This is a genomic window from Streptomyces hirsutus, from assembly GCF_001418415.1.
GTDB lineage: Bacteria > Actinomycetota > Actinomycetes > Streptomycetales > Streptomycetaceae > Streptomyces > Streptomyces hirsutus.
Genome location: NZ_LIQT01000273.1, coordinates 23,344 through 30,681 on the forward strand (window position 1 = coordinate 23,344; position 7,338 = coordinate 30,681).

At 68.1% G+C, this 7,338-nt stretch carries 4 protein-coding genes and 3 pseudogenes; 2 read left to right on the top strand and 5 right to left on the bottom strand.

The genetic code is table 11. From position 1 onward, the window contains the following. Nucleotides 1-104: 104 nt before the first annotated feature. A pseudogene (locus AOK11_RS45180) lies at nucleotides 105-478 on the bottom strand (IS701 family transposase); the annotation flags it as partial. Nucleotides 479-659: 181 nt separating this feature from the next. Beyond that, nucleotides 660-1,529: a peptidoglycan-binding protein gene (locus AOK11_RS20750; RefSeq protein WP_055595228.1), complete on the bottom strand. Its 870-nt coding sequence runs from the start codon at nucleotides 1,527-1,529 to the stop codon at nucleotides 660-662. A gap of 819 nt (nucleotides 1,530-2,348) precedes the next feature. Here AOK11_RS20750 and AOK11_RS20760 point away from each other — a divergent pair. Continuing rightward, entirely contained in the window at nucleotides 2,349-2,999 is a 651-nt protein-coding gene (locus AOK11_RS20760) for a hypothetical protein (protein WP_055595229.1), read from the top strand. 521 nt (nucleotides 3,000-3,520) lie between these two features. After that, a complete protein-coding gene (locus AOK11_RS20765) occupies nucleotides 3,521-4,687 on the top strand; it encodes a PP2C family protein-serine/threonine phosphatase (RefSeq protein ID WP_055595230.1) in 1,167 nt (388 codons plus the stop codon). Nucleotides 4,688-5,684: 997 nt separating this feature from the next. On the opposite strand, the gene AOK11_RS20775 is transcribed toward AOK11_RS20765, so the two are convergent. The 3 genes and pseudogenes from AOK11_RS20775 to AOK11_RS46805 form a co-directional block, all read right to left on the bottom strand. Continuing rightward, complete coding sequence (locus tag AOK11_RS20775) at nucleotides 5,685-6,593, bottom strand: endonuclease/exonuclease/phosphatase family protein (protein WP_079034984.1); 909 nt, start codon at nucleotides 6,591-6,593, stop codon at nucleotides 5,685-5,687. Nucleotides 6,594-6,728: 135 nt separating this feature from the next. Continuing rightward, nucleotides 6,729-6,898: pseudogene (locus AOK11_RS46800) on the bottom strand (IS6 family transposase); the annotation flags it as partial. A 9-nt stretch (nucleotides 6,899-6,907) separates the two neighbouring features. Further along, nucleotides 6,908-7,071: pseudogene (locus AOK11_RS46805) on the bottom strand (IS6 family transposase); the annotation flags it as partial. Nucleotides 7,072-7,338: the final 267 nt, after the last annotated feature.

Consider the following 7,338-nt stretch of genomic DNA (forward strand, 5'->3'; position numbering starts at 1 on the left):
GCGTGGGACGGTCTTGGGCCGACCGCCCCACGCTCGTGTGCCCGCGTCGCGTGCAGGGACAGCGTCGGGCGCGTACCTGTGGCGGCGCCGCCATCGGGGCCGGTTCACCGCGTGGTCGCGGCGTGCGGGAGGGCAGCGGGGTGGAGCTGCCAACAGGCGGCGGATTTCGGCCGGTGCGAGGTCCACGAGACCGGGTGTGTCGACCGCGGCACCCCTTTTCCGCGCTCCTGCACGGCCATCACGGCGAGGAACGCCTGGGCGAGCATGGCAAGCGTGATGTGCCGGTACCAGCCCAGTCCCTGTAACGGCGGACCTCGTACTGGTCCAGGCCGCACTCGTTCTTCGCGCTCTGGAAGCACTCCTCGATCTTCCAGCGGCAGCCGGCGACGCGGACCAGGTCGGCGACGGTGGCCTCCAGCGGGGCGCGGGCGAGGTGGCAGGTGATGGGGAGTGGGGAGGTCAGGGTGCGACGGATCATGTCGCGGGCGAGGTCGCCCTTGGCGGCGAAGGCGCGCTCGTCGGGATGCGGGCGGTTTGGCCGCGTTCCCGCCATGTGCCTGATGTGAGTCGCACGCAAACCCGGAAACCTGCTGACATACGAATTTTCTGACGACCAGTTCGTCAAAACCCCAGAGCTCTGGGGCCTCGCTCGGAAAGTCTCAGACGTTGGGGACCTCGAGCCTGTCCCAGCTGAACCGGCCGGGGACGCCGTCGGCAGCGCTTCCCTCGAAACCCAGCTTCTGCTGCCAGGCGGTGTACGACCTCACATCGCCCGCTCCCCATACGTCGGCACCGGCGCTGGACGTGTAGCGGTCGCAGTCTTCGGCGACGAGCCGACCGTGCATTTCCTCGATGATGAGCGATTCACGTCCCACCTGGAAGAACGACGCACCAGGGAACGGCTCGAACCGGGGCTCGGCAAAGGGCGGGCCAATCGGCCGGGACATGAACGCCGGCCAGGAACCGGGATCGACGTGGTCGTTCTCCGGGACATGGGCATGGGCGTACCACCCGCCCTGCGTCCTCCACTTGTCGGCCGGACACGTGTTGCGGGACAGGGAGGTCGGGCGGCCCATGGGCCAGACGTCCGGTACGCCCCATGAACTGATCCATGCGTGGAGATCGCCCCAGCCGTTGCAAGGAGTGTCGACCAGCCTTGCGAACACCTTGCCGTTCACGCGGCAGTGCGGGAAGAACAAGGACTCGATCTGGATGACGACTTTGCCGGCCCGGTTGGTACGAGTACCACCGGCCGCGTCGAAAACGGCTTTGCTGCGGGACGTGGCGGGGAAGAACTGGACGAACGCTCCGGTGAAGGGGTCCCAGAGGATGTGCGGAGCCCGGCCCTTGCCGCTGCCGGTGAAGAAGCCCTTGAGGTTGGCGAACGGGACCAGATCCAGGGGCGCTTCGGCGGTGGCCTCCCTGTCCGCCGTGATGTGCGCGATCGCCCTTGCCGGGAACTCGGGGTCACACGGCGCATGGTCCCCGACGTCCGCCTTGAGGGCTTGGGGCATCCATGGATGGGGCATGGTGAGATCCTTCCCTCTTCGCACCGCACATGATCGTGGAGTGCAGCGGAGTGAAATGGGAAGCGGGCGCCGAACGGACAACGGACCGTGCAGCAGGCCCTCCCCCCGCTTCCTACGATGCGTCTGATGGGGGCCTGCAGCAAACCGTGGAAGCCACAGGAAGCGGTCCCCCGGTTACGGCCTTTGCCATCAAGGCTGTTGGGCTGTGGCGGGCGTCGGAGGCAGCTGATCACCGTGCGCGCCGCGAGGGCACGGATGTGGTCCGCGGAGCCTGCCGTCGGAGGACCGATCTCTGCACGTCGCCACGCTTACCGCCCCCTACGCAGCGTCGTAACGTTGCGTGAAGAGGACTTGGTATCAACGTGGTCCGTGGCGAGCAGGCGCACATTCGGAGGGTATGCCTCCGCTGGGTCTTGCCCCCTGACCTTGGACACACGAGGCACCGGATCCTGAGGATCCGAGAACGGATATCTCGTGGTCATGAAGCATGATCCGCCGGAGTTCAAGGCGGACGCGGTCGCGCTGCACCAGCGAACCGGGTACGGGCAGCCGGGGCAAACCGGCCCCGGGGCCGCAGAGGAAGGTGCCGACCCAGCCGCCCCCCTGGAGGCGGAGAACGCGGCCCTGCGCAAGAAGGCCCGCGGGGTGGAGGAGGAACGCGAGGTCTTACGCAAGGCGGCGAAGTGTTCCGTCGGGGAGACGCGCGTTGCCGAACGGGCCATGGTAACCGCTTCGTCACAGCCTGATAACCCGTGCACACGACTCCCCCACAAGTGCTCTACCGTGATCCGCCTGTACTGACATCACTCGGGGGAATCTGTGCGAATCCGCATCATCACTGCTGCCCTGCTCTGCGCGGTCGTCGGTAGCGTCAGTGCCTGCCAGCCGGCCGACGACAAGCACGCGAGCGATGTCAACGCCCCGGCCACGGCGCCCCCCGCTTCCTCGAGCAGCACTCCAGCCGACGACGCCAAGGCGGACGAAACCGAGAAGGCGACCGTGCCGGACTTCGTCGGCATGGGCCTGCAGTCGGCACAGGACAAGGCGCAGGAGGTCGGCTTCTACGGCCTCACTTCGCACGACGCGCTCGGCCGGGACCGTATGCAAGCCTTCGACCGGAACTGGAAGGTCTGCAGCCAGAACATCAAGGCGAGCACATCGGTGTCGACGGACACCGAGTTGGACTTCGGCACAGTGAAGCTCGAGGAATCCTGCCCTGTGAAGGATGATGCGCCGCCGTCTGCTGCCGGCGGAAAGATGCCGGACTTCAGGGGGGAGTCGGTGAAGGCGGCCCGCGGGGCCCTGGACTCGAGCACGTCGATCACGGTGAATGATGCGTCGGCCGATGACCGGATGGTGTTGATGGAGTCCAACTGGCAGGTCTGCTCCCAGACGCCGGCCGCGGGTACGGCCCTGGACGGGCAGCCGGTGGAGCTCACCGCGGTCAAGTTCGGGGAGAACTGCCCGTAGGGGCGGCAATCCCTGACCGGCAGCATTCCGATGTTCAACCTGGGCCTGTCCGGGTACGCCGTCTGCGGACTCGGCGCCACCGGGCCGCCCCGGTCCTCTTCATTCCCGCACCTCCGGCCCCCACCTTCCGGTGAGACGGGGCCGGGCGCATGAGTACGCGTACTCAGGTTCCGCCGCCCATGGCCTGCGACTCCTTCCCCACCGACGTTTCGACATCCCACAGCAAGCCGCTCAACCTGCGAAGGACTGAAGTTCCCCCTGGTCGTGGACAGCGGGTGGTTACGCTGCGGGGGCGAGGTCTTGCGTCGTCAGTGCCCCGGTTTCGAGCGGGGTGACGTACCCGTGGACGGGGTGCTCGCGCAGATGGGTGCGGTGGTACTCGACCTCGATGAAGCGGAAGACGCCGGCTCGGGCAGCCTCAATCGATCTCCCCGGCCGTGGTGCTCCGGTCGCCGTGGTCGGGGATGCGACAGAGACTGAAATCCGGATTTTGTCCAGGAACACACCCGGAGTGCAGGAGAGTGGGACCCACCCGCGCGTTACCGCCCCGCGAAAGACGGTGGCTTCGATGGCTGCCCCTCGCGCTGATCCTCGGCGTGTTCGTCCTCGACCTCCTCACCCCGCGAGGTGTGAGGGTGTTCCCTCTGCTGGCAGCCGTCCCCGTGCTGGTCGCGCCCTGGTTCTCCCTGGCCGGGACGGTCGCCACCGGCGGGGCGGCGTTCCTCGCCGCGGTTCTCCTGCCGCTGGTGAAAGGCAGGCTGCCGTTCGGCGTCGACGACGTCGTCCCGTTCTCCACCTTCGTCACCCTGACCCTCCTGGCCGCGGTCGTCAACCGGCTGCTGGCCCGTGAGCGGCGGCAGCTGAAGAACGCCCGCGAGGTCGCCGAGGCCGTCCAGCGCGCGGTGCTTCCCTCCCCGCCCGGACGAATCGGGCCACTGGCCGTGGCCGTCCGCTACGAGGCCGCCGCGCGGGAAGCCGCCATCGGGGGCGACCTGTACGCGATCCGCCCCACTCCCCATGGCGTCCGGCTGATGATCGCCGATGTCCGGGGCAAAGGCCTGGGCGCGATCCAAACCGTCAACGCGCTGCTGGGCACCTTCCACGAGGCCGCCCTTCGCGCTCCGGACCTGCCCAGCGTGGTCTGCTGGCTGGAGGATCGGGTGCAGGAGGCCAACGTCGCCGAGGGCGGGACAGGACTCGAGACGTTCGCCACCGCCGTCATCGCCGAGTTGTCCGCCGACGGCTTCACCCTGCGCATGGCCAATCGGGGACACCCGGCGCCGCTGCTGGTGCACTGCGGCCGGACCCGCCCGCTGGAGCCGGGCATGCCTTCACTGCCGCTGGGTCTGGCCGACCTCGACATCCCGAACGTTCTCCCGGACATCCCCGTCGACCAGTACGCCCTGCCCGAGGGGGCGGTCCTGGTGCTGTTCACCGATGGCGTCGTCGAGGCCCGCAACCACCGCGGGCACTTCTACGACCCTGTCCCGCGGCTGTCTCGCCCCCTCCCGCCGGATCCGGACCACGTCCTGGACGCCCTGCTCGCCGACCTGTACCGGTACACCGCAGGGCACCTCGACGACGATGTCGCACTCCTCGCCATCGGCCTGCCCTCCGACGCGAACGACGGCCCCGGCAAGGCCCCGGACGTCCACCGGAGGGAAGCAGACGACGGCCGGCGCATTTGAGGAAACCCACGACTTTGCTGCGCAATTCCTCGGGGCCGCAGGACCGCACTCCGCGACCTGCGACGACGCGGCCACGCTGGGCTCTCTGAGCGACTGCTCCTACAGGGCCAGCCCGGCACCCGGACTCCCTCCACAGGCGAACCGCCCGAGGCTGCCTTCACGACGTCGTGACCGGCACGGCGTCCGCCCCCGTGGAAGCCGTCCATGCTCCAGAACCCCGCCGCGCCGCTCGCCCCGATGACCCCGGACGCGGCCGTCAGCGCCTTCGACCGCCTGCGGGCCGTCCAGGCCGGCGACGCCGAAGCCGCCGCAGAGTTCGCCGACGCCGAACCGCGGATGCCCGCGCTGCTCGTCGATGTCGCCGAGCGGATCTTCGTCCCGATCACCGCGCTTGCGGTATCGACCCTGATCCGTGCGGCGACTCCTTCGCCTCGGAGTATGTCGGATGCGTTTTCGTCATCATCCTCGAGCCCGGGGACGACCTGGGGGTCAGCGGGGTCCAGGACTCCACCGAGGCGCTCCTGCGCGGCGACTCGGTCCCGGAGCTCCCTTCACGGTTCGACTTCCGGGAAGCCTTGCCCATTCACCTCTTCGCCCGCTTGGACCGGGGCTGCCTTCCCCCGGGGACCGCGCGCGGCAGGGGAGGGTCGTCGGCACCTGCCGGTTTCCATTACGCCGAATTGAAGCTCGACCAACCGCTGGCCCGCGAGGTGCTGGACGCGGTCCGACCCGTCCCGGCATCCGGGCCGGTGCCGGGGGTGGACTGGGTCGACCACGTGGAAGCGGATCCGATCCGGGCCCTGGAGTCGTTCGCCCTCCGGGCACCGGTGCCCCTTGTACGACGGCGGCGCGCTGCCCACGAACGGCCCCTCCCCGCATGACCAACCAGAAGATCACCCCACCCGGTCAACCGACGTGACGGTGTCTTCGCCGGAGCCTCTGGCCGGGCGGTGATGGCGCTGGGCAAGCCACGAAGGTCCGGGCCAGGCGGAGTGGATCACCGGCTCTCGGGATCACCAGCCGAGCCGGCGGGGATGCCCACCTGAGTTGTGTCCAGGTCGGCGTGCAGCAGGTGGTGGTCCGAGTGCGGGGTCGGATGCACACGGTGCTCGAGCGGGACGATGCCTCGCAGGAAGATGTAGTCGAACTTGCTGTGCCAGTCCGTGGTCGGCTTGCAGCCACCGGTGGGCGAGGGACCGCACCGGGGGTCTGTATCCGCGGCCAGGGCCCATATCCCGGTGAGTTCGGGGGCGTTCGGCACGGCGTTGAAGTCACCGAGAACGATCGCGCGGTCGTGCCGCGCGACGTCTGCGGCGAGTACGCCGGTCTGGTCTGCTCGGACTGCCTCTTGACGTCGTTGGGCAAGGTGTGTGTTGAAGACCCGGACGGGTTGGCCGCCCACAGTGGTGGTGACTGCCATGTACCCACGGTCTTCGGATCCGCCGTCGGGGTAGTCCACGTTGACGAGGTCTGTCATCGGTGCCGCCGAGAGAACCGCCTGGCCGAAGGCCCCCGGACTCCACGGCACTCCGCCACAACGGCCCCAATTCCGAAGAACCATCCCGAACTCGACGTGGTAAACCAGCCCGTAAAGGTTCTCCAGGTAGTCCCGGATCCTCTCGACGTCACGCACGCACGCTTCTTGCAGGCCGATGATCTGGGGCGCATACGTGGCGATCTCTGCGGCCCGGTCAACGTTGCTTTCCTCGCAGGGGTTGCAGATGTTCCACGTCATGACCCGGTTCGGTACAACGTCCCTGACGGTTTCGACGGGGAGTGACCTGGCAAAGGGAGCACCGCTTGGTGCACCGGGGCCGACGAGCAGCATGCAGGTCACCATCAAGGCACCCGCAGGCAAACGCGCGCCCCTACCGAGCACCATCGCCTCCTCGAAGTGGATGCCCATGGCATCTGGCGTCTCCAAGCACGAGGTTACGGGACGGGGTTGTCAGCAACACCTACGGTGTACCGGATCTCGTTGCGCTCGGACGAAGCCGCCGTCTCGACCAGGCCGACCTGGGTCGTGCAGCAGCACGTGCGCACCGGTCGCCGTGCCTCCCGTCATCGCCCGTTCGCGCTGCCGGGTGGGCTGGTCCGAGTTCTCCGCCCGGTTGTTCAGGTACTTCCAGTGCGGTGCTCCACCACCGGCATGACCTGGCGGTGGGTCGCACCGCAGGAGTGGAGCTTGTCGGTGACCACCACCCGCGGCACGTACTCCAGGCACCACCGCCGGAGGCTCTCGTAGGACGAGATCACGCCGCGGGCGAGCATGAACTCCTCGACCTCGCGGAAGCGGAGCGGGAAGCGGAGTGCAGCCACACGCAGTGGGAGATGATATCCACCGGGTACCGGTGGCCCCTGTACGACGGCGATGCGCTTCCCACGGCAGGCCCCTCCCCGCATGACCAACCCGAAGATCATCCCAACTGAACTCGCGGGCCGACTGCCCTGTTTTCGCAGGCTGGCCGTATCTGATCGGTGGTGGAGCCTCCTTCGAGCGCTTTTCAGCACAATGAGCGTGTGACAGACACTGAGGAAGTTGGATCATCGTTCGCTGGCACGGGGCTTGTTGTCGGCATGCTGATCGGCATCGCCATCGGAATCGCGCTCGGAGCGTCCGTCTTCGACAACCTAAGCGCTGTCCCGTAACT

Excerpts from the sequence above, each read along its gene's own strand:
- AOK11_RS20750 (WP_055595228.1), bottom strand. The coding sequence starts at position 1,529 with ATGCCCCATCCATGGATGCCCCAAGCCCTCAAGGCGGACGTCGGGGAC.
- AOK11_RS20775 (WP_079034984.1), bottom strand. The coding sequence starts at position 6,593 with ATGGGCATCCACTTCGAGGAGGCGATGGTGCTCGGTAGGGGCGCGCGT.